This is a genomic window from Streptomyces sp. CA-210063 (assembly GCF_024612015.1).
Classification (GTDB): Bacteria; Actinomycetota; Actinomycetes; order Streptomycetales; family Streptomycetaceae; genus Streptomyces.
This window is the reverse complement of sequence record NZ_CP102512.1, coordinates 7,536,705-7,562,060: the sequence shown is the minus strand read 5'-3', so window position 1 is coordinate 7,562,060 and position 25,356 is coordinate 7,536,705. Positions and strand designations below refer to the sequence as shown.

24 protein-coding genes and 1 tRNA gene are annotated in these 25,356 nt (G+C 71.9%); 15 read left to right on the top strand and 10 right to left on the bottom strand.

What is annotated here, in order from left to right:
• Positions 1-185 precede the first annotated feature (185 nt).
• Positions 186-1,454: a DUF2330 domain-containing protein gene (locus JIX56_RS33055; RefSeq protein WP_257546020.1), complete on the top strand. Its 1,269-nt coding sequence runs from the start codon at positions 186-188 to the stop codon at positions 1,452-1,454.
• Positions 1,455-1,566: 112 nt separating this feature from the next.
• A complete protein-coding gene (locus JIX56_RS33050; RefSeq protein ID WP_257546019.1) occupies positions 1,567-2,238 on the top strand; it encodes an O-methyltransferase in 672 nt (223 codons plus the stop codon).
• 41 nt (positions 2,239-2,279) lie between these two features.
• On the opposite strand, the gene JIX56_RS33045 is transcribed toward JIX56_RS33050, so the two are convergent.
• On the bottom strand, positions 2,280-2,675 hold the full coding sequence (locus JIX56_RS33045; RefSeq protein ID WP_257546018.1) for a hypothetical protein: 396 nt from the start codon (positions 2,673-2,675) through the stop codon (positions 2,280-2,282).
• A gap of 118 nt (positions 2,676-2,793) precedes the next feature.
• Between JIX56_RS33045 and JIX56_RS33040 the strand changes: the two genes are divergently transcribed.
• Positions 2,794-3,207: a J-domain-containing protein gene (locus JIX56_RS33040; RefSeq protein ID WP_257546017.1), complete on the top strand. Its 414-nt coding sequence runs from the start codon at positions 2,794-2,796 to the stop codon at positions 3,205-3,207.
• A gap of 289 nt (positions 3,208-3,496) precedes the next feature.
• Here the strand turns inward: JIX56_RS33040 and JIX56_RS33035 are convergent, their stop codons facing one another.
• Both JIX56_RS33035 and JIX56_RS33030 read right to left on the bottom strand, forming a co-directional pair.
• Complete coding sequence (locus JIX56_RS33035; protein ID WP_257546016.1) at positions 3,497-4,096, bottom strand: hypothetical protein; 600 nt, start codon at positions 4,094-4,096, stop codon at positions 3,497-3,499.
• A gap of 5 nt (positions 4,097-4,101) precedes the next feature.
• Positions 4,102-4,827, bottom strand: a complete 726-nt coding sequence (locus JIX56_RS33030; RefSeq protein ID WP_257546015.1) for a hypothetical protein — start codon at positions 4,825-4,827, stop codon at positions 4,102-4,104.
• A gap of 225 nt (positions 4,828-5,052) precedes the next feature.
• On the opposite strand from JIX56_RS33030, the gene JIX56_RS33025 reads away from it, so the two are divergent.
• Positions 5,053-5,559 carry a GNAT family N-acetyltransferase gene (locus JIX56_RS33025; RefSeq protein WP_257551271.1) on the top strand — a complete coding sequence of 169 codons (507 nt, stop codon included), beginning with the start codon at positions 5,053-5,055 and terminating at the stop codon, positions 5,557-5,559.
• Here the strand turns inward: JIX56_RS33025 and JIX56_RS33020 are convergent.
• The gene (locus JIX56_RS33020) at positions 5,540-7,681 is read right to left on the bottom strand and encodes an MDR family MFS transporter (protein WP_443031925.1); all 2,142 of its coding nucleotides are present in this window, start codon (positions 7,679-7,681) and stop codon (positions 5,540-5,542) included. The genes JIX56_RS33025 and JIX56_RS33020 overlap by 20 nt on opposite strands.
• Before the next feature lie 904 nt (positions 7,682-8,585).
• On the opposite strand from JIX56_RS33020, the gene JIX56_RS33015 reads away from it, so the two are divergent.
• A complete protein-coding gene (locus JIX56_RS33015) occupies positions 8,586-9,206 on the top strand; it encodes a peptidoglycan-binding domain-containing protein (RefSeq protein ID WP_257546014.1) in 621 nt (206 codons plus the stop codon).
• Positions 9,207-9,373: 167 nt separating this feature from the next.
• On the top strand, positions 9,374-9,694 hold the full coding sequence (locus tag JIX56_RS33010) for an antibiotic biosynthesis monooxygenase family protein (RefSeq protein ID WP_257546013.1): 321 nt from the start codon (positions 9,374-9,376) through the stop codon (positions 9,692-9,694).
• 381 nt (positions 9,695-10,075) lie between these two features.
• Here JIX56_RS33010 and JIX56_RS33005 read toward each other — a convergent pair whose 3' ends face one another.
• Both JIX56_RS33005 and JIX56_RS33000 read right to left on the bottom strand, forming a co-directional pair.
• Positions 10,076-10,744, bottom strand: coding sequence for an HAD family hydrolase (locus JIX56_RS33005; RefSeq protein WP_257546011.1), 669 nt, complete (start codon positions 10,742-10,744; stop codon positions 10,076-10,078).
• A gap of 229 nt (positions 10,745-10,973) precedes the next feature.
• Positions 10,974-11,555, bottom strand: a complete 582-nt coding sequence (locus tag JIX56_RS33000; RefSeq protein WP_257546009.1) for a TMEM165/GDT1 family protein — start codon at positions 11,553-11,555, stop codon at positions 10,974-10,976.
• Positions 11,556-12,058: 503 nt separating this feature from the next.
• Between JIX56_RS33000 and JIX56_RS32995 the strand changes: the two genes are divergently transcribed.
• From JIX56_RS32995 to JIX56_RS32975, 5 genes are all read left to right on the top strand, one after another.
• Positions 12,059-12,703 (top strand): HNH endonuclease family protein, encoded by a 645-nt coding sequence (locus JIX56_RS32995; protein ID WP_257546007.1) that lies wholly within the window; start codon positions 12,059-12,061, stop codon positions 12,701-12,703.
• 85 nt (positions 12,704-12,788) lie between these two features.
• Positions 12,789-14,492, top strand: coding sequence for an alkaline phosphatase D family protein (locus JIX56_RS32990; RefSeq protein ID WP_257546005.1), 1,704 nt, complete (start codon positions 12,789-12,791; stop codon positions 14,490-14,492).
• 196 nt (positions 14,493-14,688) lie between these two features.
• Positions 14,689-16,881 carry an FAD/NAD(P)-binding protein gene (locus JIX56_RS32985; RefSeq protein WP_257546004.1) on the top strand — a complete coding sequence of 731 codons (2,193 nt, stop codon included), beginning with the start codon at positions 14,689-14,691 and terminating at the stop codon, positions 16,879-16,881.
• An 85-nt stretch (positions 16,882-16,966) separates the two neighbouring features.
• Complete coding sequence (locus JIX56_RS32980; RefSeq protein ID WP_257546002.1) at positions 16,967-17,422, top strand: DoxX family protein; 456 nt, start codon at positions 16,967-16,969, stop codon at positions 17,420-17,422.
• Positions 17,423-17,708: 286 nt separating this feature from the next.
• On the top strand, positions 17,709-18,320 hold the full coding sequence (locus JIX56_RS32975; protein ID WP_257546000.1) for a DedA family protein: 612 nt from the start codon (positions 17,709-17,711) through the stop codon (positions 18,318-18,320).
• Between the two features lie 252 nt (positions 18,321-18,572).
• Here JIX56_RS32975 and JIX56_RS32970 read toward each other — a convergent pair whose 3' ends face one another.
• Positions 18,573-18,800, bottom strand: a complete 228-nt coding sequence (locus tag JIX56_RS32970; protein ID WP_257545998.1) for a DUF2277 domain-containing protein — start codon at positions 18,798-18,800, stop codon at positions 18,573-18,575.
• A gap of 169 nt (positions 18,801-18,969) precedes the next feature.
• Between JIX56_RS32970 and JIX56_RS32965 the strand changes: the two genes are divergently transcribed.
• Positions 18,970-19,878: a ketopantoate reductase family protein gene (locus JIX56_RS32965; RefSeq protein ID WP_257545996.1), complete on the top strand. Its 909-nt coding sequence runs from the start codon at positions 18,970-18,972 to the stop codon at positions 19,876-19,878.
• 71 nt (positions 19,879-19,949) lie between these two features.
• Here JIX56_RS32965 and JIX56_RS32960 read toward each other — a convergent pair whose 3' ends face one another.
• Positions 19,950-20,876 (bottom strand): LysR family transcriptional regulator, encoded by a 927-nt coding sequence (locus tag JIX56_RS32960; protein ID WP_257545995.1) that lies wholly within the window; start codon positions 20,874-20,876, stop codon positions 19,950-19,952.
• 154 nt (positions 20,877-21,030) lie between these two features.
• On the opposite strand from JIX56_RS32960, the gene JIX56_RS32955 reads away from it, so the two are divergent.
• Positions 21,031-21,357 carry a hypothetical protein gene (locus JIX56_RS32955; protein WP_257545993.1) on the top strand — a complete coding sequence of 109 codons (327 nt, stop codon included), beginning with the start codon at positions 21,031-21,033 and terminating at the stop codon, positions 21,355-21,357.
• A 46-nt stretch (positions 21,358-21,403) separates the two neighbouring features.
• Here the strand turns inward: JIX56_RS32955 and JIX56_RS32950 are convergent.
• Positions 21,404-21,478, bottom strand: a tRNA-Val gene (locus tag JIX56_RS32950).
• A 217-nt stretch (positions 21,479-21,695) separates the two neighbouring features.
• On the opposite strand from JIX56_RS32950, the gene JIX56_RS32945 reads away from it, so the two are divergent.
• Together JIX56_RS32945 and JIX56_RS32940 are read left to right on the top strand one after the other, a co-directional pair.
• Positions 21,696-23,213 (top strand): hypothetical protein, encoded by a 1,518-nt coding sequence (locus JIX56_RS32945; RefSeq protein WP_257545991.1) that lies wholly within the window; start codon positions 21,696-21,698, stop codon positions 23,211-23,213.
• Positions 23,214-23,462: 249 nt separating this feature from the next.
• Entirely contained in the window at positions 23,463-24,134 is a 672-nt protein-coding gene (locus tag JIX56_RS32940) for a DUF4383 domain-containing protein (protein ID WP_257545989.1), read from the top strand.
• Positions 24,135-24,165: 31 nt separating this feature from the next.
• Here the strand turns inward: JIX56_RS32940 and JIX56_RS32935 are convergent, their stop codons facing one another.
• Positions 24,166-25,305 carry an amidase domain-containing protein gene (locus tag JIX56_RS32935; protein ID WP_257545987.1) on the bottom strand — a complete coding sequence of 380 codons (1,140 nt, stop codon included), beginning with the start codon at positions 25,303-25,305 and terminating at the stop codon, positions 24,166-24,168.
• Positions 25,306-25,356: the final 51 nt, after the last annotated feature.

Genomic DNA, 25,356 nt, shown 5'->3' with positions numbered 1-25,356 from the left:
CCCCTCTTCACCTGAGAGTCGCCCTTCTTTTGTCCGGATGACGATAGTGCGCGGACGGTTGCCCGCACCCTCAAGGGCGCGACGCAGATCACAGATGCACATCACAGGTGGGTCTGTGACAGGCCACTGACAAATACCTGGAAGCATGGCGGCAGCCGCATATGCACAGCAGGAGGGCACGGGGGATGAACGGTTTCGTACGGGGGCGCACGCGTCCGGCCGAGTGGGCGCGTGGCCGGCTCTGGGTGGTGGTCCTCGCCCTGCTCGGCTTCCAGCTGGCGTCACTCGTGGCACCGGCGTACGCCTGCGGCTGTGGCGCGATGGTGCCGGACAGCGAGCGGAGCATGTCTGTGGACAGCGAGAGGTCCGTCGTGCGCTGGGACGGCCGCGAGGAACAGATCGTGATGAGCCTGACGGTCGCCGGTGACGCCCGTACGGCGGCCTGGATCATGCCGGTGCCGAACCGGGCGACGGTGAAGCTCGGCGACGCGGCCCTCTTCGACCAGCTCGAGGGGGAGACCGCGCCCGAGTACCGGAAGCGTGAGTATTTCTGGCCGCGCTCGCACGACTGGCCGTGGGACATGTTCGAGAGCTACGACGGGGCGGGGGCCCCGCCCCAGAACCCCGAGTCCTCGGTGGACGTCGTCGGCCGCGAACGGCTCGGCCCGTTCGACGTGGCCCGGCTGACCGCCACGGACTCCGGCGCCCTCGGCGACTGGCTCGACGAGAACGGCTTCGAGCTCCCGGACCGGCTGGAGTCGGCGCTGGAGCCGTACGTCCAGCAGAAGTGGGAGTACGTGGCGATCCGGCTGGCGCCGGAGGACACCGCCTCCGACCTCCCGCTCTCCGGCACCCTCGACCCGCTCCACCTCACCTTCGCCAGCGACGAGCTGGTCTACCCGATGCGCCTGTCGCGCCTCGCCACCACCCCGCAGGCTCTGGACCTGTACGTCCTCGCCGCGCACCGCATGGAGCCCAGCTCCACGATCGGCGGGGGCGAGCCGAGGGTGACGTTCGCCGGACGCCTCGACGCGCCCGTCGGCACGCTCGGCGACCTCACCGGGGGCGGCACGGACTTCCTCACGGCCGTCGAGCAGGACTTCCCGCAGCCGGAGCGGATCTCCGGCGACCACACGCTGCGGCGGACCGCGGCCGACGACACCTATCGAAAGGTCATCTACGTGGACGAGATGTGGACCGTGTGGGGCATCCCCGGCTGGCTGGTGTCCTTCGGCATCGGCATCGCCGTGCTCGCGATCAAGGCGGTGGCCGTCGCGATCGTGCTCAAGCGCAACGCGCGGAAGCAGCCGCCGCTGCCGCCGGCGGGGGCGGCCTTCATACCGCCGGGGGCCTATCCGCAGGGTGCGCCCGTGGCCTACCCGCAGGGTGCGCCAGTGCCGCCGGGGACTCCCGTGCCGCCGTCGGTGGACCGGAAGCCCGGTCCGAACGACTGAAACACTCCCTGGAACCGCTGACAGAGGGCCTGCCCGCGCCTATATTCATTAGCGCATCTACTTAGCTCATCTAAGTAACTGTCCTGATGGAAGGCGCGGGAGGCACAGCTTCATGAGCGAGTCGCGGACCTGGAACGACGTCGACGACTACTTCACCACCCACCTCGCCCCGAACGACGAGGCCCTGGCGGCGGCCCTGCGTGACAACGAGGCGGCCGGGCTCCCGGCCATCGACGTCGCCGCCAACCAGGGCAAGTTCCTCCATCTCCTCGCCCAGATCCAGGGCGCCCGCCGCATCCTGGAGATCGGCACCCTCGGCGGCTACAGCACCATCTGGCTGGGCCGGGCGCTGCCCGCCGACGGCCGGCTGATCTCCCTGGAGTACAGCGCCCGGCACGCCGAGGTCGCCAACCGCAACATCGCGCGCGCCGGGCTCGACACGCTCGTCGAGGTCCGGGTGGGTCCCGCCCTGGAGTCGCTGCCCAAGCTGACCGACGAGAACCCCGAGCCGTTCGACCTGGTCTTCATCGACGCGGACAAGGCCAACAACCCGCACTACGTGGAGTGGGCCCTCAAGCTCACCCGGGCCGGCAGCGTCATCGTCGTCGACAACGTCGTACGCGGCGGCCGGGTCGCCGACGCCGACACCACCGAGCCGGATGTCCGCGGCACCCGGGCCGCCATCGAACTCATCGCCACGCACCCGAAGTTGAGCGGCACGGCGATCCAGACGGTGGGCAGCAAGGGGTACGACGGGTTCGCGCTGGCCCGGGTGCTGGACTGACCTCGCGCCGGAGCCCGCCAGGGACCGCCGGGTCCCGCCGATCAGGCCTCGTGGTAGAAGCCCACGTTGACGCTGCGCGGGGCCGTGCGGTCGTAGACGACGAGCTCCCCGGAGCCGCCGTTCGGAAGCTTCGCCGTACCGCCGTACGGGAGCGGCTGCGGCGGGTGGCCGAGCAGGGTCAGCCGTACCTCGGAGGAGGGGTCGGCGTGCGAGCCGCGCAGCCACGTGACCTGCCAGGTCCCGTCCGGGCCGCACAGGAACTCCAGGTGCACACGGGATACGAAGAGCCAGTCGTCCGGTGTCGCGAGCCGGCACACCGCCCGATCGCGGCCCACCCGGAGCACGGCGCCCGGCTCGCTGGGCGCGTCGGCCATCTGCATGCCGGCCGTCGCCCCGGCGTCCGCCTCGGAGACCGAGGCCATGGTGAGTTCGAGCACGTACCGCTCCTAACGGGTCAAACTCCAATTGTCGCTGCGCACGGCACGGTTGACGCGCCGCCGCCGCATGATAATTCGCCGGATCGTCCTGTTGTGCGGGCTCCGGCACAATGGAGTCATGACCGAGCGAAAGCCACCCGGTGTCAGCTTCGAGTCCTTCGTCGAGAAACAGATCCGCGAGGCGGAGGCGCGCGGCGATTTCCAGGCCCTGCCCGGCGCGGGCCGCCCCCTGAGCGGCGACGACACCACCTACGACGAGCTCTGGTGGATCAAGCAGAAGATGGCCCGCGAGGGGATGTCCGTCCTGCCGCCGACGCTGGCGCTCCGCAAGGAGGCGGAGGACGCGCTGGCCGCGGCCGCCGTGGCCCCTTCCGAGCGCCTCGTCCGCAAGATCATCACCGAGATCAACGCCAAGATCAGCGAGATGATGTTCAAGCCGCCGCCGGGGCCGCCTCTGGGTTTGAAGCCGTATGACGTCGAAGCGGTGGTTGAGGAGTGGCGTGGTCGGCGGGGGGCTGGGTCGGGCGGCTGATGGGGTGGTCGGGCGCCGATTGCTCCTCGGTCGGGCGCCTGACAGCTCGGGGGGTTCTGTAGTACGGCGACTGCGGGTCGTCGGTGGCTGATCGCGCAGTTCCCCGCGCCCCTGAAGGGGCGCGACGCCGTCGTCCCAGCTGCGGGCAGTCGTGCCGCTGGGGCGGCACGGGTGGGCGCAGCGGCACCCTGTCAGCGCCGGTAAGCGTCCCCTCCCCCGCGAAACATGAGGCCGCGTCCCCGGCGCACGATCCGGGGGCGCGGCCTCGTCGGGGGGGCTGTCGGCGGGGTTACAGCCGGAGCAGCCGTTCGGTGAGTTCGCGGTAGTCGCGGAGGGCCAGGCGGAGTTGTTCCGTGTCGGCGGAGGTCGCGCGGTCCTCGGCGGTGGGCTGCCAGGTGGCGCGGAGGGTGCGGCGCCGCTGGGTCATCGCGTCGGTGAAGCGGGCGGTGACCTCCTCCAGTACGTGATCGGCCTCCTCGACGGCGGACCGGGGCCCGTCGACGAATCCGCCGAGCGCATGCTGCATCCGCAGGTTCAGCTTGTCGCACTCGTCGTGGGGCAGGAGGTGACCGCCGCCACCGCGCTCGTCGGTCCGGTCGTGACCCGCCACGACGGCGGCGTGGGTACCGGTGGCACCCGCGGCGGAGCTTGTGCCGCCCGCGGGGCTCGTGCTGCCGGTGGAGCCCGTAGTGCCCGCGGGGCTCATGCCGCCCGCAGAGCCCGTGCCCGTGGTGACCGCGGAGCTCGTCGTGTCCGTCGGCGGCCGGGTGCCGGGCGCCGTTCCGGTGCCCTTCACGCCGTCACGGCTCGCGTCCGCCTCCCGCGTCTCCCGCGCTTCGCGCGGGCCGCGTTCGCGGATGCCCTCGACCCTCGTCACGTCGTCCGTCATACCCGTCAACTCCCCTTCGCGTGGCGCCTGGTGAGCACCGATGGCAGATGGGACCGGTGGCGGCCGTCGGCGGCCGTACCGTCGCGCTCGTCGCGCCGCGCCTTGCCGTGACGGTGGCCGAGGCCCTCGCGCCCGGCGCTGCCGGCACGGTCCGCCCGCGCATCCCGGCGGTCCGGTGTCACCAGGTCCTCGAACAGCGCGCGGGCCTCGATCATGGCCTCGCGCATCTCCTCGGTGCCGGTGCCTGTGCCGGTGCCGGGGGCGGCGCCGTTGCTGTGCGCCGCGAGGTGCACCCGGCGGTAGCCGTGCACATGGTGGGCGTGGTGGACGGAGAGCGCCTCCAACTGGGTCTCGTAGCGGTCGCCGCCCGGGAAGCCACGCGCCCCGGCCACCTCGGCGAGCAGCCGGTCCGCCTCGGCGACCGCCTCGCGAGGCGAGTCGACGAAGCGCTCCTGGGCGGCGGCCCAGCGGGACTCGTACCGTTCGCGCTCCGCGCCCGGCAGCGGCCGCTTCTCCAGCGAGCCGTGCCGCTTCACGCGCTCCGCGAGCTCCCGGGCGGCGGCCCGCTCGTCACCGTCATGGCGGGTCACGGTCCGGTCGTACTCCGGTCCGAAACGCCGCTTCAACGATCCGCCACCCGCACCGGCGCGGGCTCGCCGGGTCAGGACGGCCGCCACGACGACCACGGCCGCCACGATCACGATCAAAGCGATGATCAAGCCTGTGGACATGAATGCCTTCCAGAGTCCTCGGCCCGGGCGTCTCGCCCCAACGGGCCGTTTCGCACCGGGTTGCCCGAACCCCTTCGTTCAAACGGCAAGCGCCCAGGAGAACTACGGCCCGTGGTCGGACGCGGCGGCCCCGTAAATCGTTTGCGGGCCACCCGCACCCCCTCCCGACAATGACCCGCCATGACACGCATGACCCGCATGACCCGCATGACCCGCGTGCCCCGCATGCCTCGTACGGCGCCCCTGTGGGCCATCGCCCCCGAGCCCCACGACTCCCCCGTCGCCGCCGCGCTCTGGCGGGCGTACTACACGGAGGTCAGCGACCGCTGGTATCTGCTGCACGAGGGACACGCCACGGACCCGGACGAGTTGGAGCGCGAGGTCGCGGCGGACACCGGGGAGTATCTGGCGCCGCCGGGCGGGGTGCTGCTGGTGGCGCGGTACGGGGACGAGCCGGTCGGTACGGCGGGGGTGCGGCTGATGGACGCCGCGACGGCCGAGCTGAAGCGGGTCTTCCTGCTGGAGGAGGCGCGCGGCAAGGGCGGTGCCGCGCTGCTCGTGTCGGCCGCCGAGGACGCGGCCCGGGCGCTCGGCACCGAGCGGATCGTCCTCGACACCCGCGGCGACCTGGTGGAGGCACGTGCGCTGTACACCCGCCTCGGCTACGAGGAGAGCGCGCCGCACAACGACCACCCGTACGCGGAGCACTGGTTCACGAAGACACTGACGTAGACGTCGGGGGCGTACCGGCCTTGGACGTTCCCCTCGCCGGTCGCGTGAGCGTCCGCGCGTCGTGGGGGCGTTCGGCGTCCGAGCCGCAGAGTTCGGCGTTGAGTTCCTCGACGAGGTGGACGAGGTCGGTCGGGCGGTCGGGGCCCCACCAGTCGCCGAGGAGTTCGGCGAGGGAGTCCTCGCGGGCCTTGGCGAGCCGCTCGGCGGCCTCGTGACCGGTGTCGGTGAGGACGAGGTCGAGGCCCTCGCGGCGGGCGAGGCGGCGCTCCTCGACCTGCCGGCTCGCAGCCATGATCACGTCGAGCGGCACGGCGCTGCGTTCCGCGAGCACGGCGGGTTCGGCCCAGCCGTACTTCCTGATCCGCAGCAGCAGCCAGCTCGCGGCGGGCAGCAGGTCGTAGCCGGCCCGCGCGGTGATCGTCCGGTAGATCTCGCGCCGCCCCTCCCGCGAGCCGAGCAGCGACAGCGCCCGGCACACCTCGTCGTACGACGACCGCGCGACGGGGTTGCTGGCGAGCGTCTCGGTGGCGTCGGGGGCGGTGACGGACGCCCGCAGCCGGTCCTCGCGCAGGAACCAGGCGAGGACGAAGCCGAGGAGGGCGACCGGTGCGGCGTAGATGAACACGTCGGTGATGGCGGAGGCGTAGGCGTCGAGGACGGGCGGTCGCAGCGCGGCCGGGAGTTCGGCGATCTCGCGCGGGTCCGCCTGCAGCCCGTCCACGCTGACACCGGACGGGAGTCGGGCCCCGGCGAGCGCGTCGGTGAGCTTGTCGCCGAGGCGCCCGGCGAAGACCGTACCGAAGACGGCCACGCCGAACGAGGCGCCGATGGACCGGAAGAAGGTCGCGCCGGAGGTGGCGACGCCCAGGTCCTCGTACGAGACGGCGTTCTGCACGATGAGGACGAGGACCTGCATGACGAGGCCGAGCCCGAGGCCGAAGACGAAGAGGTACGCGCTCATCTCGCCGTCGCCGCTGCCGGCGTCGAGTTGGTGCAGGAGCAGCAGGCCGAGCGTGGTGACGGCCGTGCCGACGACGGGGAACACCTTCCAGCGGCCCGTACGGCTGACGATCTGCCCGGAGACCGTCGAGGACAGCAGCAGCCCGAACACCATCGGCAGCATGTGCACACCCGACATGGTCGGCGTCACACCGTGCACGACCTGGAGGAACGTCGGCACGTACGTCATCGCCCCGAACATCGCGAAGCCGACGACGAAGCTGATCACGGCGGAGAGGGTGAAGGTGCGGACGCGGAACAGCTTGAGGGGGAGGACGGGTTCGGCGGCCCGCCGCTCGACGGCCACGAACGCGGCGGTGAGCAGCACGGCCAGCACGGCGAGGCCGACGATCTGCGGTGAGTCCCAGTCCCAGGTGGTGCCGCCGAGGGAGGCCACCAGGACCAGGGAGGTGGCCACGGAGGCGATGAGGAAGGTGCCGAGGTAGTCGATGGCATGCCGCTCGGTCCGGCGCGGGATGCGCAGCACGGCGGCGATGACGGCCAACGCCACCGCTCCGACCGGCAGGTTGACGTAGAACACCCAGCGCCAGCTCAGATGCTCGGTGAACAACCCGCCGAGCAGCGGCCCGAGCACGCTCGTCGCGCCGAAGACCGCGCCGAACAGCCCCTGGTAGCGCCCGCGTTCACGTGGCGGGACGAGATCCCCGACGATCGCCATCGACAGCACCATCAGACCGCCGCCGCCGAGGCCCTGAAGCGCCCGGAATCCGATCAACTGGGGCATGTTCTGCGCCATTCCGCACAGCGCCGACCCGATGAGAAAAATCACGATCGCCGTCTGGAACAGCCTCTTCCGGCCGTACTGGTCCCCCAGCTTCCCCCACAGCGGAGTCGCCGCCGTCGCGGCCAGCAGGTACGCCGTGACCACCCACGACAGGTGTTCCAGCCCGCCGAGGTCGCTCACGATCGTCGGCAGCGCCGTCGCCACGATCGTCTGGTCGAGCGCCGCCAGCAGCATCCCCGTCAGCAGGGCGCCGATGGAGACCATCACGCCACCGGGCACCCGCTCGGCGACGGGCGCGCCGTGCGGGCGTGGGGTGAGGGTGGTGCTCTTCTCCGCCTTCTCCGTGGTGTCGCCGGTGTCGTCGGTGTCGTCCGTCATGAAGACCTCCCGAGGGCCCGAGGGTCTCGTACAGCGTCCCCGGTTTCCCCTTCCTCCGCTCTGCATTCCATCGTGGCCGGTGTGACCGGTTATGGCCTGTCGAGCACTTCCGGAACCCGTGATTCCTGGGGCGCCTGGGAGATTCTGTGGCGACCGTTTGCTTAAACTCTGGAGTCTTCGCGGGGAGGAACGACACATGAGTGAACCGAACAGTCACATATGCCCGGAGTGCTCCACACCCAGGGCCTCGGACGGCACGCCGTCCTGCGCGTGCGGCCGCCGCGCGTCCGAGGCCCTTCTCGAAGCGCGTACGGCCGAGGCGGCGGCCGCGGAGGATTTCGACCCCCTCCGGATACGGCCCTATGTGGAGCTGGGCGACGAGAACGAGCCCGCCGGCAGCGCCGAACATCCCCAAGGCCGCGCCGGGAACGATGAAGCCTTAACGATTCAGCAGGGGCGGGTGGAGCCGGGGCCAGGCCCGGCCGTACCGGGCACGTCGATGCCCGACCACACTCCGACGATCGCCATGCCGGTGACCACGGCGGCGACCGCGACCCGACCGAACGCGACGGACGTACGGCTGTTCGAGGATCTGGACGGGGAGGCGAGGGAAAACGGGCCGGGCGCCTCATCGAGCGGGGAGCTTTCCCCGACACCGCAGTCGCCCTCTACGCCTTACGCGTCGCCCTCATCGCCTTACGCGTCGGCCTCAACGCCTTACGCGTCACCCTCGCCGTATGTGTCACCGTCATCGCCCTCGTCGGCACCGCCGGTCCCGTCACCCCTGTTCGGTGGCCCATCGGTCCCGTCGGCGCCGTCGCCCGGCCCCTCCACCTCGCCCGCCTCTTCTTCGGCTTCGGCGCGGCACCCCGGGCGTCGACACCGACGCCGTAGGGGAATCGTCGTGGCCCTCGCGGCAACCGCCGCCGCGGGCGCGATGGCCACCGCCGCATTCGCGAGCGGGCTGTTCTCCTACGACGCCCCGGAGCGGGACCACGCGCTGCCGGACGACGTACGGGCGAGCGCGCCGGACACGTCGCCCGACGGGGAGGCGTCGCCGGTGGAGCCGTCCGGGGAGGGCGGGGGCGGGGCGCCCGCGGCGGCGCCGTCGAGCGACGCGCCGCCGCCGAGCCCCCGGAAGAGCCCGTCCTCGTCTCCTTCACCCGCGCGGTCGTCCGGTTCACCGTCGGCGTCCGCCTCGGCCACGCCGACGCAGAGCACGCCCAGCGCCGGCGCCTCCGACGGCTCGTCGGCCGCCGGAGCGGAGGGCGCGGACGACAGCCGGCTCGTCGTCCCCAAGACGCTGCGCCTCGGCGACGACGACCCCGAGGTCACCGAACTACAGCTCCGGCTGCGCCAGTTGGGTTTATACAACGGCGACATCGACGAGAGCTACGACAGCCAGGTCCAACAGGCCGTCACCTTCTACCAGAACAGCCGCGGCATCACGCAGGACAGGGAAGAGCCGGGCGTCTACGGCCTGGTGACCCGGGAGCGCCTGGAGTCCGAGACGAAGGAGCCGTGACGGGCGGGCGGGACCGGCGGGGCGGGACCGGGGTGGGCGTCGAGCCGAGGTCCCCCGCCAAGCGCCCCGGCCGGCGAGAACCGCCCGGTACGCCCAGGCCGGTGCTCGGCAGCCGGTGGAGGGGGTCGGCCCACGCCCTTCCCCTTCGCGTGATGCAGGATGAAGGCATGAGCATCGTCAAGATCAACGTCCTCACGGTTCCGGCCGAGCAGCGCGAGGTGCTGGAGAAGCGGTTCGCTTCCCGCGCCGGGGTGGTCGAGAACTCCGACGGCTTCGAGTGGTTCGAGCTCCTCCGCCCCGTCGACGGCACCGACAACTACCTCGTCTACACCCGCTGGCGCGACGAGGACGCCTTCCAGGCGTGGATGGAGGGCCCCATGAAGCAGGCCCACCAGGGCGGCGGCGAACGCCCCAAGCCCGCCGCCTCCGACTCGACCCTCTGGAGCTTCGAGGTCCTCCAGCAGACGGGCCCGAAGACCGAGGGCTGAGGTCCACCACCCCGAACGCCCCAAGCAGGTCATCGCCCCCGTCCGCCGGCTCGGCAACCGCCGCCGGACGGGGGCGAATCGGCACCCGAAGCCACCCGGGACCGACGCCCTCGGCGCGGCCGGGAGCAGAGCACGGAACGGCATCAGGGCCAGGGCGCCCCGCCCACCTCGGCGGTGTCCCCCACGGCCCGCATCCCCCACGGCCCGCATCGTCCACGTCTCCGAGTCCCACGGGATCGAGTCCCACGGGATCGAGTTCCAGGCACCGACGCGAGCGTCATGCGCTCGGCCGACGGCATCGCCCGCCGAGCCATCCGGCCTGGGCCATGGCACCGACGGTTCACCGGGCTGGGCAGAGCTTCTGGGCCGCCGTCAGCGCGATCAACCGCCGACGTGCACCCGGATCGCCCCGCCCTCGGTCACCTCGACCCGCACGCCTGTCAGATCCGGCACCACCACATCCGGCCCATGGGACCGCGCCCGCTCCCCGATGCCCACGACCCGCATCCCCGCGGCCCGGCCGGCCTCGATGCCCGCCCCGGAGTCCTCGAAGACGACACAGTCCTCGGGGGCGACACCCAGCTCGGCGGCGCCCTTCAGGAAGCCCTCGGGGTCCGGCTTGCTCGCGCCGACCGACTCGGCGGTGACGCGCACCCCCGGCAGCGCCAGCCCGGCGGCGGCCATCCGTGCCGTGGAGAGGGCGACGTCCGCCGAGGTCACCAGGGCGTGCGGCACACCGTCGGCGACGAGGGAGGCGAGGAACTCCGGCGCGCCGGGTATGGGGACGACACCGTCGACGTCGGCGGTCTCCTCGGCCAGCATCCGCACGTTGTCCGCGAGGTTCTGCTCCATGGGCCGGTCGGGCAGGAGCACGGCCATCGTGGCGTACCCCTGGCGGCCGTGCACCACCTTCATGATCTCGGTGCCGTCCAGCCCGTGCCGCTCGGCCCAGCGCCGCCAGACGCGTTCGACGGCGGCGTCCGAGTTGACGAGGGTGCCGTCCATGTCCAGCAGGAGGGCACGGGCGGTCAGAACGGTGGTGGCCGTCATCAGCAGCTCCAAGGCGCGGGAAGGGGGCCGCGAAGGCCGGCCCCGGGAGTCCGGAACCGCGAGCCCCGAAGATCCGGCCGTCCGGCCGGGAACGCGGGAGCCCCGGCCTGGAAGGACCAGGCGGCCCCGGAGGGACAAGGTGGCCCCGCCCACCGGTCAGGGAGTGCGGGCGGGAGCCACTTTGTTCCTCTACGGTACAAAACAAACCGGGGCACCGCCACCCCCTCACTCATCCCGCCACGGCTTCCCACAGACTCCACACACCGAGTGCCACCATCAGCACGGCGGCGACCCGGGTGATCAGCGTCAGCGGCACCCGCTTCATCAGCGCCTTGCCGCCGACGATGCCGAGCCCGGCCACGGCCCACAGGGCGAGGACCGCGCCGAGGCCGACGGACAGCGGATCGTCGTAGCGGGCCGCGAGGTTCGCCGTCATGATCTGCGTCAGATCCCCGAACTCGGCGACCAGGATGAGCATGAAGCCGGCGCCCGAGACCTTCCAGAAACTCTGGTTCTCGGGCTTCCGGATCTCTTCGTCGCCCTCGTCCCCCTTCATGAGCAGCATCGCCGCGCCGCCCAGGAACAGCACACCCGTCAGCGCGTGCACGATCTGCTGCGGCAGCAACGTGAGGACGCTTCCCGCCGCCACGGCCAGCGCGACATGCACGGCGAACGCGGCCGCGACTCCGGCGAAGACGTACGAGGCGCGGTAACGGGTGCCGAGGACGAGACCGGCGAGCGCGGTCTTGTCGGGGAGTTCGGCGAGGAAGACGACGCCGAAGACGAGCGCCGTGACACTGAAGCTGATCAAAGTTCCTCAATCGGTCGGGCCGCCCCACCGAGAGAAATCATCCGCTGTCGCGACACCTCGGCACGGCAGCACACGGTCATGGGTGCACTGCTTGCCGAAGGTCTCGCTGGCCGGTCCCGAATCACGGGACCTGCCTCCGGGCGCCGGCTCAGACGAGCTGAGCAGTATGTCGACGGTCCGGCGAAGAGCTACTCCCCTTCTGCGCGGCCCATGATACGCGGGTCGCCTAGGGGATCGGGGCGCCGGGTCGTGTGGCGGCTGCGGGTGAGTGGGGCCTGGTCTTTTAGGGGCGCGGGGAACTGCGCGAGCAACCACGACGCACCCGCACCCGCACCACAACCCAAGCGCCCCCACCCCCTACGCGCCCATCAATCACGACGCAACCCTTGTCGTGTCATGCACACGTCATTAGCTTCTCACCAGACGCACATCCGCCGGTAACACAGCGACGCGACCCTTCAATCGCTCGCGCCCCAACACCCCCGGCCCCACAAGGAGTTCCCATGCGCAGGTTCTACGCGCGTCGACGAGTCAGCATACTCGCGGCGCTCAGCGGATTGATAGCCTCCGTCGCGCTCTTCAACGCTCCGACCGCCTCCGCCGCGCTGCCCACCCCCGTCAGCGCCGCCACCGCCCGTACCTACCTCGCGAGCCTGACCGTGGCGACCGAGGACCGCACCGGGTACAACCGGGACCTGTTCAACCACTGGATCACCATCAGCGGCACCTGCAACACCCGCGAGACGGTCCTCAAGCGCGACGGTTCGAACGTCGTCACCAGCTCCGCCTGCGCCGCCACCAGCGGCTCCTGGTACTCCCCCTACGACGGCGCCACCTGGACCGCCGCCTCCGACCTCGACATCGACCACCTCGTGCCGCTGGCCGAGGCCTGGGACTCCGGCGCCGACAGCTGGAGCAGCGCCACCCGTCAGGCCTTCGCCAACGACCTGACCCGCCCGCAGCTCATCGCCGTCACGGACAACGTGAACCAGTCGAAGAGCGACCAGGACCCGGCCGAGTGGATGCCCTCGGTCACGTCCTACCGCTGCACGTACGTCCGCGCCTGGGTCCAGGTGAAGTACTACTACGACCTCTCCGTCGACTCGGCCGAGAAGAGCGCGCTCACCAGCTACCTGGCCAGCTGCTGAACCAGCCCCAAGTTGTGACCCGGAACCTCCCCGCCGGCCTCCGTCGTTCCGTACCGTACGGGGCGACGGAGGAGGGTGATCACCGATGGCGGGGCTGCGCCTGGGACCACTGCTGAGATATGTGGACGGCTCGTCCGCGACCGTATGGGTCGAGGCGAGCCGTCCCTGCGTCGCCGAGGTGCGCTGCGCCGGCGGCGGGGGCGGCGAGGCCCGCACCTTCCAGATCGCCGGCCACCACTACGCGCTCGTCCCGGTGACGGGACTCACGCCGGGCACGGCATCGGCGTACGACATCCTGCTGGACGGCACGCCCGTGTGGCCCGAGCCCGGCTCGGCCTTCCCGCCCTCCGAGATCCGCACCCCGGCCGAGGGCGACACCGTCCGGGTCGCCTTCGGCTCCTGCCGCTGGGCCGCGCCGCCCGCCGGCGAACCGGACCCGGTGGGCCCGGACGCCCTGGACACCCTGGCGGCCCACCTGGCCGCCGAACCGGGCGCCGAGCGCCCCGACGTACTCCTCCTCCTGGGCGACCAGGTGTACGCGGACGAGACCTCCAAGGCCACCCGCCAGTGGCTGGCCGCCCGCCGGAACCTGACGGACCCGCCGGGCGACCAGGTGGCGGACTACGAGGAGTACACCCACCTCTATTACGAGTCCTGGCTCGACCCCGAGATCCGCTGGCTGCTCTCCACCGTCCCCAGCTGCATGATCTTCGACGACCACGACGTCATAGACGACTGGAACACCAGCGAGGCCTGGCTCGCCGACATGCGGACCACCCCCTGGTGGCGCGAGCGCATCCTGAGCGGCCTGATGTCGTACTGGGTCCACCAGCACCTCGGCAACCTCTCCCCCGCCGAACTGGCCGCCGACCCGGTCCACGCCGCCGTACGCGCCACCCCGGACGGTACGGACGCGCTGCGCGCCCACGCCTCCCAAGCCGACCAGGACCCGGCCTCGGTCCGCTGGAGCTATCGGCGGGACTTCGGGCGCGTACGTGTTCTGATGCTCGACACCCGGGCCGCGCGCGTCCTCGACGAGGGGAACCGCTCGATGCTGAACCCCGACGCGACGGAGTGGCTGCGCACCCAGGCGCTGGACGCGCGGGGCTCGTACGACCATCTCCTCATCGGTACGTCCCTGCCCTGGCTGCTGCCCCACCTCGTGCACGACGCCGAGGCCTGGAGCGCCGCGCTCTGCCGGGGCGAGCGCGGGGACCGCTGGGCGCGGTTCGGGGAGGACCTGCGGCAGCGCGCCGACCTGGAGCACTGGGCGGCCTTCCCCGCCTCCTTCGAGGGCCTGACCCGGCTGATCGCCGAGGCGGGTTCGGGCGCGGACGCCCCGGCGACCGTGCTCGTGCTCTCCGGGGACGTGCACCACGCGTACATCGCCGAACCGTCGTGGCCGGAGGGCGACGCGGGCGGTCATCCGGGGGGCTCCGGCGGTGATTCGGGCCGTGCCCCCGACGGTGATCCGGGCGGCCCCGACGCCCGCGTCCTCCAACTCACCTGCTCGCCCGTGCACAACTCCATCCCGCTCTCCATAAAGCTCGGCTTCCGCTTCGGCTGGAGCGGCACGGGGCGGGCCCTCGGCCGGTGGTTCGGGCGGCACGGGCGGGGAGCGCGGCCCTCGATCGACTGGCGCAGGACGGGCGGCCCCTGGTTCGGCAACCACCTCATGACGCTGACGCTGCAGGGCCGTTCGGCCCGGCTACGGCTCGACCGGGCGCGGGCGCGGAACGGCGGAAAGGCACGACTGGAGACGGCGACCGAGTCGGCTCTCACCCCCTAATGCACCCATTGCACACGGTTGTTGCCCCTGTTGTCCGAGATGCTCGTGAGGCATCCCACACCGGGCGCGCCTGATCGGTCCCAGGGCTCTTCTCCCGTGGTGTGCGACGGCATGATGAGGCGGACCGTCCGCTTCCCGGCGGGCGGTCGCCGCACCGCGCCCCACGTTGCGCCCCACTCGCACGGGAGTTACCCCCTTGTCGGACATTCCAGGTTTCTCAGGGATCAGTGACATCGGTATCGCTCTCGTCGGCGCCGGCCCGCGCGGCACCAGCGTCCTGGAACGTCTCTGCGCCTCCGCCCCCGAACTGCTCCGCCCCGGCACCCGTCTGACCGTCCACGTCATCGACCCCGCGCCACCGGGGCCGGGCCGGGTGTGGCGCACCGCCCAGTCCCCCCACCTGCTGATGAACACCGTGGCCTCCCAGGTCACCCTCTTCACCGACGAGAGCGTGGACTGCTCGGGCCCGATACGTCCGGGCCCGAGCCTGTACGAGTGGGCGAGTGGGGAGTCGGGCGGGGCGGATGGGCCGGGCCAGTTGGGACCCGACGACTATCCGACGCGGGCCCAGTACGGGCGCTATCTGGAGTGGGTCTTCGCCGAGGTGGTGCGCGGCGCGCCGCCCGAGATCCGGGTCGAGGTCCACGGCACCCGGGCGGTCCGCCTCGACGACGCCCCCGACGGCGCCCAGCGGCTCACCCTCGCCACCGGCCGCGTCCTCACCCGCCTCGCCGCCGTGGTCCTCGCCCAGGGCCATCTCCCCACGGTCCCGGACCGGGCGGAACGGGACCTGACCGCGTACGCCGCCCGCCACGGCCTGCGCCACTTCCCGCCCGCCAATCCGGCCGACCTCGACCTCTCCCCCGTAGCCCCCGGCGAACCGGTCCTCCTGCGCGGTCTCGGCCTCAACTTCTTCGACCACATGGCCCTGCTGACGACCGGCCGGGGCGGCCGCTTCGTACACGACGACGGCGACGATCGCGACGACCGGTCCCGGGAGAAGCGGCGTCTGCGGTACGTCCCCTCCGGCCGCGAGCCCCGCCTCTACGCGGGCTCCCGGCGCGGCGTCCCCTACCAGGCGCGCGGCGACAACGCCAAGGGCCCCTACGGCCGCCACACCCCGCTCGTCCTGACCCCCGAGGTGATCGCCGGCCTCCGCAAACGCTCGGACTCCGGGGAGGCGCCCGACTTCCTCGCGGAGATATGGCCGTTGGTGGCGAAGGAGGTCGAAACGGTTTACTACGAGGGGGTGTTGGGGGCCTCGGATTCGGCCACGTGCCGCGATCCCCGCAACGATTGCCGTAGCGATCCCCGCAGCGATTCCCGTAGCGATTCCGGCAGCGATTCCCGTAGCGATTCCGGCAGCGCTTCCGGCAGCGATTCCCAGGGCGGTCCGCGTGGCCGTACGCGTGGCGATATGCCGCACCAGTCGCTTCACGGCCCGTCGTGCGAGCTCCTCGACGCCCCCTGCGACGGTCCCGCCGACGACGCGTCCCGCCGCGCCTTCCGCGACCGTTTCCTCGCCGCGCCCCATCGTTCCGCCCAAGAGGCCGCCGTTCTGGACGAGTTCGGGGTCGCGGAGGCCGAGCGCTGGTCGTGGGGCCGGGTTTCGCGGCCGTATACGGGACGGGAGTTCGCGGGCCCGGAGGACTGGCGGGGCTGGCTGCTGGGGTATCTGCGGGAGGACGCCGCGCAAGCCGCGCTCGGGAACGTCGAGGGGCCGGTGAAGGCGGCGCTGGACGTGCTGCGGGACCTGCGGAACGAGCTGCGGCTGATCGTGGACCACGGCGGGCTGGCCGGCGCGTCGCGCCGGGAGCATCTGGACCGCTGGTACACGCCGTTGAACGCGTTCCTGTCCATCGGCCCGCCCCGCAGCCGTATCGAGGAGATGTCCGCGCTGATCGAGGCGGGCGTCCTGACGGTGCTCGGCCCGCGCCTTGAGGTACGGCCGGAGGACGGGACCTGGCTGGCACACTCGCCCGACGTGCCGGGCTCGGCGGTCCGGGTGACCACGGTCGTCGAGGCCCGCCTCCCGGAGCCGGACCTGCGCAGGACCGCCGACGAACTGCTCGCCGGACTGCTGCGGACGGGCGGATGCCGCCCGCACCGGGTGGATGGTTACGAGACGGGTGGGCTGGACGTAACACCACGGCCGTACCGTCTGATCAACCGTCAGGGTGCCGCGCACCCACGGCGGTTCGCCTTCGGCGTACCCACGGAGGGCGTGCACTGGGTGACGGCGGCGGGCGCCCGACCGGGAGTGGATTCGGTCACACTCTCGGACGCGGATGCCGTGGCGCGGGCGGTTCTACGTGCGACGACATACGAAAAGGCCGCTTCAGCAGAGATGAAGAGCTGGCCAGAAGTTGAACTTGCAAGTATCGATTAGGCCTGCCTACGTTGGTGACTCACCGGTAATAACCGTCCCCACTGGTCCCACAAGGACCGGGTCACTACCGAAGGAGTCCCCCACAATGACCGGACGCCTCAACAGCGCCCAGCCATACGCCCTCGGTCTCTTCCGTATCGTCATCGGCCTGCTCTTCACCTGCCACGGCGCCCAGAAGCTCTTCGGCGTCCTGGGCGGCGCGGACGGACAGGGCGGCACCGTCTCCGCCGGCACCTGGCCCGGCTGGTACTCGGGCGTCATCGAACTCGTCGGCGGCGCCCTGGTCCTCCTCGGCCTCGGCACCCGCTTCGCGGCGTTCATCGCCTCGGGCGCCATGGCCTACGCGTACTTCAAGGTCCACCAGCCGCAGGCCCTGTGGCCGGTCGAGAACGGCGGTGAGGGCGCGGCCCTCTACTCCTGGGCCATGTTCCTGCTGATCTTCACCGGCTCGGGCGCGCTCGGCCTCGACCAGCTCCTCGGCAAGCGCCAGGCCGCGTCCGCGGACAGGACCGCCAAGGACAAGGCGCCCGTGGCGGCCTGATCCCGGGCCGGGCCGCTTCGGTCTGCCCCGGCCCGATCGCCGGTCGCACGAAACGGGCCGCCGGGGTGCCACGCGCCCCGGCGGCCCGTCCCCGATCGCCCCCCCCTGACTCCCCTGTTCTCCCTGATCCCCCGTCACTCCCACTCGGACGCTGTCGCCGAGCAGTCCGAATGAACACGGCGTGACAGACACATGAGCCCCTGTGAGCCGTGTGTCGTACCCGGGGCGTACGCTGTTCGGCTGTCACGGGTCGCCGTGACGTCGGGGGACAACAGGAGAGTGTTCGGTGTTTGAGAGTCTGGGTTGGCTGACCGCCGGCCCATGGATCTACGCCGTCGTGGGCGTGTCCATCGTGCTGGACGTGTTCCTCCCGGTCCTGCCGAGCGGTGTCCTGGTCGTCGCGGCGGCCACGGCGGCCGCGGCCGAGACGGCGGCGGGCGCGATGCCTCGCGAGGTCCCCGACATCCTGGTGCTGATGCTCTCCGCGGCGACCGCGTCCGTGCTCGGTGATCTCGTGGCGTACCGGCTGGCCTGGCGGGGCAGCGCGCGTCTCGACCGCGCCATCGCCCGCTCCCGGCGCCTGACGACCGCGCAGGAACGTCTCGGCGCGGCGCTCGCCCGGGGCGGCGGTCTCCTGGTCGTCGTCGCCCGCTTCGCCCCCGCCGGCCGCTCCGTCGTCTCCCTCGGCGCGGGCGCGGCCCGGCATCGCGCCCGCGACTTCCTCCCCTGGTCGGCGGTGGCCGGGGTCGCCTGGGCCGCGTACAGCGTCGCCCTCGGCTACCTCGGCGCGCAGTGGCTCGGCCCGACGTGGCTGGCGACGGCCGTCTCCGTGGCCGCGCTCTTCGGCGCGGGGGCGGGGGCGGCGTACTTCATGCGCCGGCCCCGCCTGAGCGGCTGACGCCGCCGCCCCTTCGACCCCGCACGCGGTCGAGCTCGGGGTGTGCGTTGTCGGGCGGGTGCAGGCGCGTTGTGGTTGCTCGCGCCCCTAAAGGGGCGCGGGGAACTGCGCGACCAGCCCCCACCCACCCGCACACACCCCACACCCCACACCACCCCCCACCCACGACCAACCCACCCACCCAAAGCACCCCGGGGTCGAAGGGGCGCAGCCCCTGGGGATGGGACGGGTAGGGGCGGCGGGGGCGAAAACCTACCCGGCCCTTCGGGTGGCGCCCCGTACCTCCAACCCCGCCAACAACTCCGCCGTGGCCTCGGCGACCGCGTCCACCGCCCGCTCGAACACCTCCCGGTTGTGCGCGGCGGGCGCACGGAAGCCGGAGACCTTGCGGACGTACTGCAGGGCGGCGGCACGGATGTCGTCCTCGGTGGCCTCTTCGGGGAGGACGGGCGGTCGGAGAGTCTTGATGCTGCGGCACATGGAAACAGTCTCGCGCGCATCCCCGCCCAATCCCAGGCCGACCGCGCAGGTCATGGCCCTCACCAAGCACATCCTTGGGCATCAGCAAGTTCCCCCGAGGATTGACTCGGCCCTCCACCCTTTGTGATCATCACCGAGCGCCGGCTCGACCGACAGAAACGAGGGGACCATGACGAACGAACGGCTCACGGTGGCGGTACTGGGCCCGGGCGGCGTGGGCGGCCTGCTCGCCGCGCTGCTGGGCCGCGCCGGGAACCGCGTGATCTGCCTGGCCGGGGAGGAGACGGCGAGCACGCTGGAGAAGGACGGCATCCAGGTCAGGAGCGCCCGCTTCGGGGAGTTCACCGCCCGAGTGGAGACCGCGGCCGAGCTCCGCGAACCGGTCGACGCGGTCCTGATCGCCGTAAAGCACACGACTCTGGAGGCGGCCCTGGACCGGCTCCCCGCGGCGGCGCTCGGCGCCGACACGCTGGTCGTCCCGTTCCTGAACGGTGTCGAGCACCCGGCCTTCCTCCGCGCCCACTACGGCGAGGCCGCGCACATCGCCCCGGCCACCATCCGCGTCGAGTCGACCCGCGTGGCCCCGGGCGTCATCGAGCACGGCAGCCCCTTCGCGGAGGTCGACCTGACCGGCGACACGGTCCCGCGAGGACGCCTCAACTCCCTTGCCGGAGCGCTGGAATGGTCCGGCGTGGGCACCCGGGTCCTGGGGGACGAGACGGCGGCACTGTGGGCGAAGATGTCGTTCCTGGCCCCGTTCGCGCTGCTGACGACCCGTTACGGCCTGCCCCTCGGCGAGGTCCGTACGCGCCACCGTGCGGAGTTGACCGCCCTGGTCGAGGAGACGGCGGCCGTCAGCGCGGCCTCCGGCGCCCCCGTGGACCCGGCCGAGGCCCTGCGCCGCTACGACGCCTTCCCGCCCGCCATGAAGTCCTCCATGCAGCGCGACGCCGAGGCCGGCCGCCCCCTCGAACTGGACGCGATCGGAGCCGCGTTGCTCCGCGCGGCGGACCGCCACGGCGTATCGGTCCCGGTGGCGGCCAAGGTGGTGGAGGGGCTGCGGGCGGCGGGCCACTGAGCCGACCCATCGCGCCCGGCCCCGGCCAAACACCTCTCCACCAGCTGAACCCGCGTCGCAGCGACGCGAGTTCACCCCTCGACCGCCCGCACCCCACCTCCCACCCGCACCGCGTGCCGGGCCACCGTGTCGGCGAAGGCGCGGGCCGGCGGTGACAGCGCCTCCCAGGACCGTACGGCCCAGCCGACGGTGAGCGGCGGCAGATCGGGGACCGGGACGAAGCGCAGCCCGGGGTGGCCGGGGCCGGTCCAGCCGGGGAGCGCGGGGACCACGGCGTGGCCGACGCCGAGTTCGGTGAGGAGGATCGCGGTGTCCCAGTCGGCCACACCGGCGCCGGAGTGACTGACGCTGATGCCCAACTCGCGGTAGGCGCCGTCGAGGTGGGCGTAGGAGGTGGAGTTCTCCGGCAGTCCGATGAGCCGCATCCCGTCCAGCTCCTTGCCCTCCACCCACTCCCGTCCGGCGAGTTCGTCGTCGGCGCGTACGGCGAGCACCCAGGGCAGCTCCGCCACGGCCCGCTGTTCGATGCCCCGGACGGCGGGCCCGAGGGTCAGCCACGACAGGTCGAGGTCCCGGGACGGGTCGGCCAGCGCGTCGTGACACCCGGCGCTCGACCGTACGGTCTGGAACTCCAGGCCCACGTCCGGATACGAGCGCCGGAAGTCGACGATGCCCTGCGCCATGAAGTGCCGCACGGTGGTGCCGCCGGTGGCGATCCGTACGACCCCGCCGTCGCCGCGCACCGTCTCGGCCAGTCGGCGCAGTGCGAGGTCGAGCCCGGTGATGCCCTCGGCCGCCGCCTCCTGGAGCACCCGCCCGGCCCGGGTCGGCACGACCCCGCGGGCCTGCCGCTCCACGAGTGCGACCCCGGTCTCCCGCTCCAGCCGGCGCACATGCTGACTCACCGCCGACTGGGTGCACCCCAGCTCCCGGGCCACCGCACTGAGGCTCCCGGCCCGGCAGACGGCGACGAAGACACGGAGATCGTCGAGGGTCATGGCGTGAAGATACCGAAGCCCTCAAGGTCCACCTTCAGTGCATCAGCGGTTCCCCAAGGTCCCCCTCCGTCCCATCCACCCGTCCGTGTGAAGCCGTGCCCGAAGTGACAGAAGGAACTCGCATCCCAAAATCGAACAGGCGTAGCATTGCCGCGTGGCTAAGACCTATGACTTCCCCAGTGACCTCCTCGCCGGTCAGGAGGAGCTGCATCAGGTCCGGGCCGAGCTCCTGGCGCTGCTGAAGCGGCTGCCCTGGTCGGTCGAGCCCCTGGACGGTTTCAGTGACGACAACGGCTGGCGGAAGGTCGAGCGCCCCGCCTCGCCGGGCTGGACGCCCGACGAGCAGGCCGAGGTGGAGAAGCTCCGCGAGCGGGAGCGCGAACTGGCGGTGTTCGTGAGCTGCCACCGCTTCTGGGCGGAGGTAGCCACCGAGGAGAAGGTCGACGCCCGGACCCGGCTGAAGCACGCCCGCGGTTCCTGACACGCGAAGACCCCGGCCGATCACGGCCGGGGTCTTCGTCACCTACTGGTGGGCGCGGACGGTTTCGAACCGCCGACATCCTGCTTGTAAGGCAGGCGCTCTACCCCTGAGCTACGCACCCGAGTACGAGCCGACAGCCTACATTGCCCGACGGCGTGCCCCGCAAACCTATAACCGGGGGTTAGTGTCAGGGCGGGCACGAAGGACGGCTCGGTCACCGTGCGGAACGTGGGCTGAGCCCCTCACGGCGAACAGCGAACCGATCGACCCGTGTTTTCGTCCTTGACCGGTGGGAGAATGGCAACCGGCCAGGGTGGATGACAGCACGGGAGAGGGATGTGACGGCGACACCTGCAGAGCCGTACACGCCGAGTGTGCCGAGCGCACAACTACCCCACAGCCGTGCACCACGACAAGAACCCGAAAGCCGCGCACCACGGCCCGAACCCCCCGGCCGCGCGCCATCGCCGGAACCCCACAGCCGCGCGCCCCGCACGGCCGACAGCCCTACGCCCCGCCCCCGGCGGGTCCGCCGCTCGGCGGGCCGGGACGCCGTCGCCCTCCTCGCCCTGCCCCTTCTCGCCGCGCTGGTGCTGCCCGCCGCGTTCGCCGGGGGCGGCACCCGGCGGTGGTTCGGCGGGCGGGCGGAGAGCCAGCGGGCCGAGGCGCAGGCGGCGAAGGACGCGGCGGCGGCCGCGTTCTACGAGCTGGACACCGCCCAGCGGGATCTGCGCATCTCGATAGAGACGATCACGGCGGTGGACGACTCCCCCGCCGCCCGGCAGGCCGTCTCCGGTTTCGAGGCGCTGGGGCGGCGGATCGACGAGGCCAGCCACCAGTACATCAACGCCGTCGACGCCCACGACCTGGACCGGGACGACCTGGAGGCGTCCGTCGCCACCCGGGCCCGGACCGAGCTGACCGCCGCCAAGGACGAGCTGGGGCGGGTCAAGCAGGAGCTGGACCGTTTCGCGCAGGGGCTCGGGCCGCTGCTCGGCACGGCCGAGACCCAGCTGGCCCGGCTTGTCCCGGCGGTGGAGCGCGCCCGACAGGGGCTGCTCGCCGCCTCCAACGCCCTGGACGCCGTACGGGGTTCGGGGCTCACGGCCGACGATCTCGCCGCCCGGCTCGCCGCCCTCGCGCCCGAGCTGACCAAGCTCAACCAGGGGGCGGGACAGCACGGCGTACGGGAGACGCTGGAGCGTGCCGACCGGGTCGTACGCGAGGCGGAGGCGGTGCGGACGGAGGCCGAGCGGCTGCCGGAGAAGGCCGCCGAGATCGACCACCGGCTCGTGTCGCTGCGGACCCGCGCGGAGGCGCTGGGCACCCGGGCGGGGCAGGTGCCGCAGATACTGAGCGAGCTGCGGCGGCGGTTCGTGGCGGCCTGCTGGCAGGACCTCCAGCAGGTGCCGGACCAGGTCGCGCGGGACGTCGAGCAGGCCCAGCTGAAGCTGCGTGAGGCGCGGGCCGCGCGGGACGCCCAGCGCTGGCCGGACGCGACCTCGCTGCTGTCGACCGTACGGGCGTTGCTGAACCACAGCGACGAGGCGGTCTCGGCGGCGGGCGACCGGCTGCGGCGGCTGAACGCGGTGCAGAAGGACTCGCAGCAGGAGATCGACCGGACCCGGTTCGCGATCCGGGACGCCCAGCGCCTCGCCATGGCCGGCCGTTCCACGCCCGACCCGCGGCACGCCCGGCCGCTGGACGACTCGGTCGCCCGGCTGGAGCGCGCGATAGCGACGCTGGAGGGCCGTCACCCCGACTACTGGCACTTCCTGACGGAGACCGAGGCGGTGCGGCAGAACGTGGCCCGGGTGGTGGACCTGATCCGCAAGGAGCGCGGGGCGGGGGCCTGATCTCTTTCGCCCCCGCCGCCCCTACCCGTCCCATCCCTGGGGGCTGCGCCCCCAGACCCCCTCGATCGCCCTTCGGGCTCGTCCTCAAACGCCGGACAGGCTGAGTGCGCTTGGCCTCACACGCCGGACAGGCTGAGTGCGCCCTGCCCGAGTGGACGACCACCGCTGGGTTGCCCGTCCGAGCCCCCCGTCGGATGCTGAAGGGGTACGCAGGCCTCCGCTCGCACCCGAACCCGATGGGAGGCGGACATGGCCACGCATGCCACGCACTCAGCGCGTCCGAAGGGCCGGCACGCAAGTCCCCGGCGGCGGATCAGGATCGACGAGCATCTTCCCGTCGACCACCGCCTCAGCAGGGTCTACCGGTTCGGGGCCGGCCTGATGGGTCTGTTCCTGCTCGTCTTCGGCATCCTGGGCCTCATCGACAAGGTGGGCTGGTTCGACACCCGCGGCGACGAGGTCGCGGGGCTGAGTACCAACGGCACGCTGAGCGTCCTGTCGGTCGCCGTGGGGCTGCTGCTGCTCGTCGGCATGGTGATCGGCGGCAACTTCGCCTCCACGCTGAACATGACGCTGGGCATCCTGTTCATCCTGAGCGGCTTCGGCAACATGGCCCTGCTGGACACCGACTCCAACTTCCTGGCGTTCCGCATCCAGAACGTGCTGTTCAGCTTTGTCGTCGGCATCCTGCTGATGACGTTCGGGATGTACGGCAGAGTCGGTTCGGCGCTGCCGCACGACAACCCGTACTGGCGCGCCCGCCACCCGGAGGAGTCGGAACGCGAGATGCGGCGCAAGGCCGGGGTGGGGATGGCGAAACTGACGCGGGCCGACGCCCTCCCCGAATCCGAGACGAACGCGACGAACGCGACGGACGCGACGGACGCGACGGACGACACGGACGGGAAGGGCGCCGGCTGACACCTGGCGCGGCCCGATCGGGCCGGGCGGCTCAGGTGCGGTAGGCGTAGTAGCTCGCGGTCGGGTACGAGGCGATGATGCTCGCGACCGAACGGCGGTAGGTGTCCGCGTCGTGGTACGTCAGGTACGGGACGCCGCTGGAGCTGCGGTAGGTCGTCATCATGGAGTGGTCCTTGTCCCCGTCCGCGTTGAAGTCCACCTGGAGGACGTCACCGATGTCCATCTGGTAGACGTTCGCGAGCGCGGTGGTCCGCTTGGCGGTCTGGGTGAACCAGGACCACTCGTTGACGCCGATCCAGGCGTCGGCCGTGCCGTTCGACGCGTAGTACCAGGTGTCGTACTCCTCGGGCGTGACCGTGGAGATCTGCTTCCAGCCGCCCGCCAGGAGGCCCTGGCTGAGGTAGTTGGTGCAGTCGCCGCCGGCCGCGTTGTACTTGCGGTACGCCGGGTTGTAGTTCTTCCAGTACTGCTCGGTGTACGTCGCCATCGCCTTGTAGTCGTAGGCGCCGCCGGTGAGCGTCTTCGGCTTGGCCGCGGGGTTGCGGGTGGTGGCCGCCTTCGGGGCGTTGATGACGGCCATCGGCGTACGGCTCAGCTTGGCGTCCGCGGCCGGGACCACGGGCTCGTTGATGCGGGGGGCGCCGCCGTCCGTGGAGCGCATGGCGGTCAGCTGCCATGTGCCGGCGGTGGCGGTGAAGGTGAGCACGTGGTGGGCCTCGAAGCCCGTGGAGGCGGGCTCGTCGCCGCGTATCTTCTTGTACTTCAGGGTCGTGGTCTCGGTGACCTCGACCGTGGCCTTCTTGCCCTTGACCTTGGCGCTGTCGACGGTGACCTTGGTGTCCGCCGACGTGTACGCCTCGCCCAGGCCGGCGAGCCGGGACCTGGTGCCCTTCAGGGCGGACAGCTTGCCGTCCTCGGCCTTCTTCTGGGCGGCGGACAGCTTGACGCCGCCCGTGGGCTTCAGCGACTTGCGGGCGGCCTTGCCGCCGAGCAGGACGGCCGTGCGGTCGGTGAGCACGTTGTCCGCGACGCGGCCGAAGGCGTCCTTGGTGGCGCTCGTGACCTTGGGCGTCGACGCGGCGGCGGTCGCGGCGGTGACGGGCAACAGTGCGGATGCCAGCACGGCCGCCGTGAGGGTCGAGCCTGCGAGGCTCAACGTCCTTGATCTCACTGGGATTCTCCTTGACCCCGGGTTGGTCGTACCCGGGAGCGAATCTTTACA

Excerpts from the sequence above, each read along its gene's own strand:
- JIX56_RS32965 (WP_257545996.1), top strand. The coding sequence starts at position 18,970 with ATGACGAACGAACGGCTCACGGTGGCGGTACTGGGCCCGGGCGGCGTG.
- JIX56_RS33030 (WP_257546015.1), bottom strand. The coding sequence starts at position 4,827 with ATGTCCACAGGCTTGATCATCGCTTTGATCGTGATCGTGGCGGCCGTG.
- JIX56_RS33035 (WP_257546016.1), bottom strand. The coding sequence starts at position 4,096 with ATGACGGACGACGTGACGAGGGTCGAGGGCATCCGCGAACGCGGCCCG.
- JIX56_RS32990 (WP_257546005.1), top strand. The coding sequence starts at position 12,789 with ATGGCGGGGCTGCGCCTGGGACCACTGCTGAGATATGTGGACGGCTCG.
- JIX56_RS32960 (WP_257545995.1), bottom strand. The coding sequence starts at position 20,876 with ATGACCCTCGACGATCTCCGTGTCTTCGTCGCCGTCTGCCGGGCCGGG.
- JIX56_RS32980 (WP_257546002.1), top strand. The coding sequence starts at position 16,967 with ATGACCGGACGCCTCAACAGCGCCCAGCCATACGCCCTCGGTCTCTTC.
- JIX56_RS33055 (WP_257546020.1), top strand. The coding sequence starts at position 186 with ATGAACGGTTTCGTACGGGGGCGCACGCGTCCGGCCGAGTGGGCGCGT.
- JIX56_RS33010 (WP_257546013.1), top strand. The coding sequence starts at position 9,374 with ATGAGCATCGTCAAGATCAACGTCCTCACGGTTCCGGCCGAGCAGCGC.
- JIX56_RS33040 (WP_257546017.1), top strand. The coding sequence starts at position 2,794 with ATGACCGAGCGAAAGCCACCCGGTGTCAGCTTCGAGTCCTTCGTCGAG.
- JIX56_RS33020 (WP_443031925.1), bottom strand. The coding sequence starts at position 7,681 with ATGACGGACGACACCGACGACACCGGCGACACCACGGAGAAGGCGGAG.
- JIX56_RS32995 (WP_257546007.1), top strand. The coding sequence starts at position 12,059 with ATGCGCAGGTTCTACGCGCGTCGACGAGTCAGCATACTCGCGGCGCTC.
- JIX56_RS32940 (WP_257545989.1), top strand. The coding sequence starts at position 23,463 with ATGGCCACGCATGCCACGCACTCAGCGCGTCCGAAGGGCCGGCACGCA.
- JIX56_RS32970 (WP_257545998.1), bottom strand. The coding sequence starts at position 18,800 with ATGTGCCGCAGCATCAAGACTCTCCGACCGCCCGTCCTCCCCGAAGAG.
- JIX56_RS33025 (WP_257551271.1), top strand. The coding sequence starts at position 5,053 with ATGCCTCGTACGGCGCCCCTGTGGGCCATCGCCCCCGAGCCCCACGAC.
- JIX56_RS33005 (WP_257546011.1), bottom strand. The coding sequence starts at position 10,744 with ATGACGGCCACCACCGTTCTGACCGCCCGTGCCCTCCTGCTGGACATG.
- JIX56_RS33050 (WP_257546019.1), top strand. The coding sequence starts at position 1,567 with ATGAGCGAGTCGCGGACCTGGAACGACGTCGACGACTACTTCACCACC.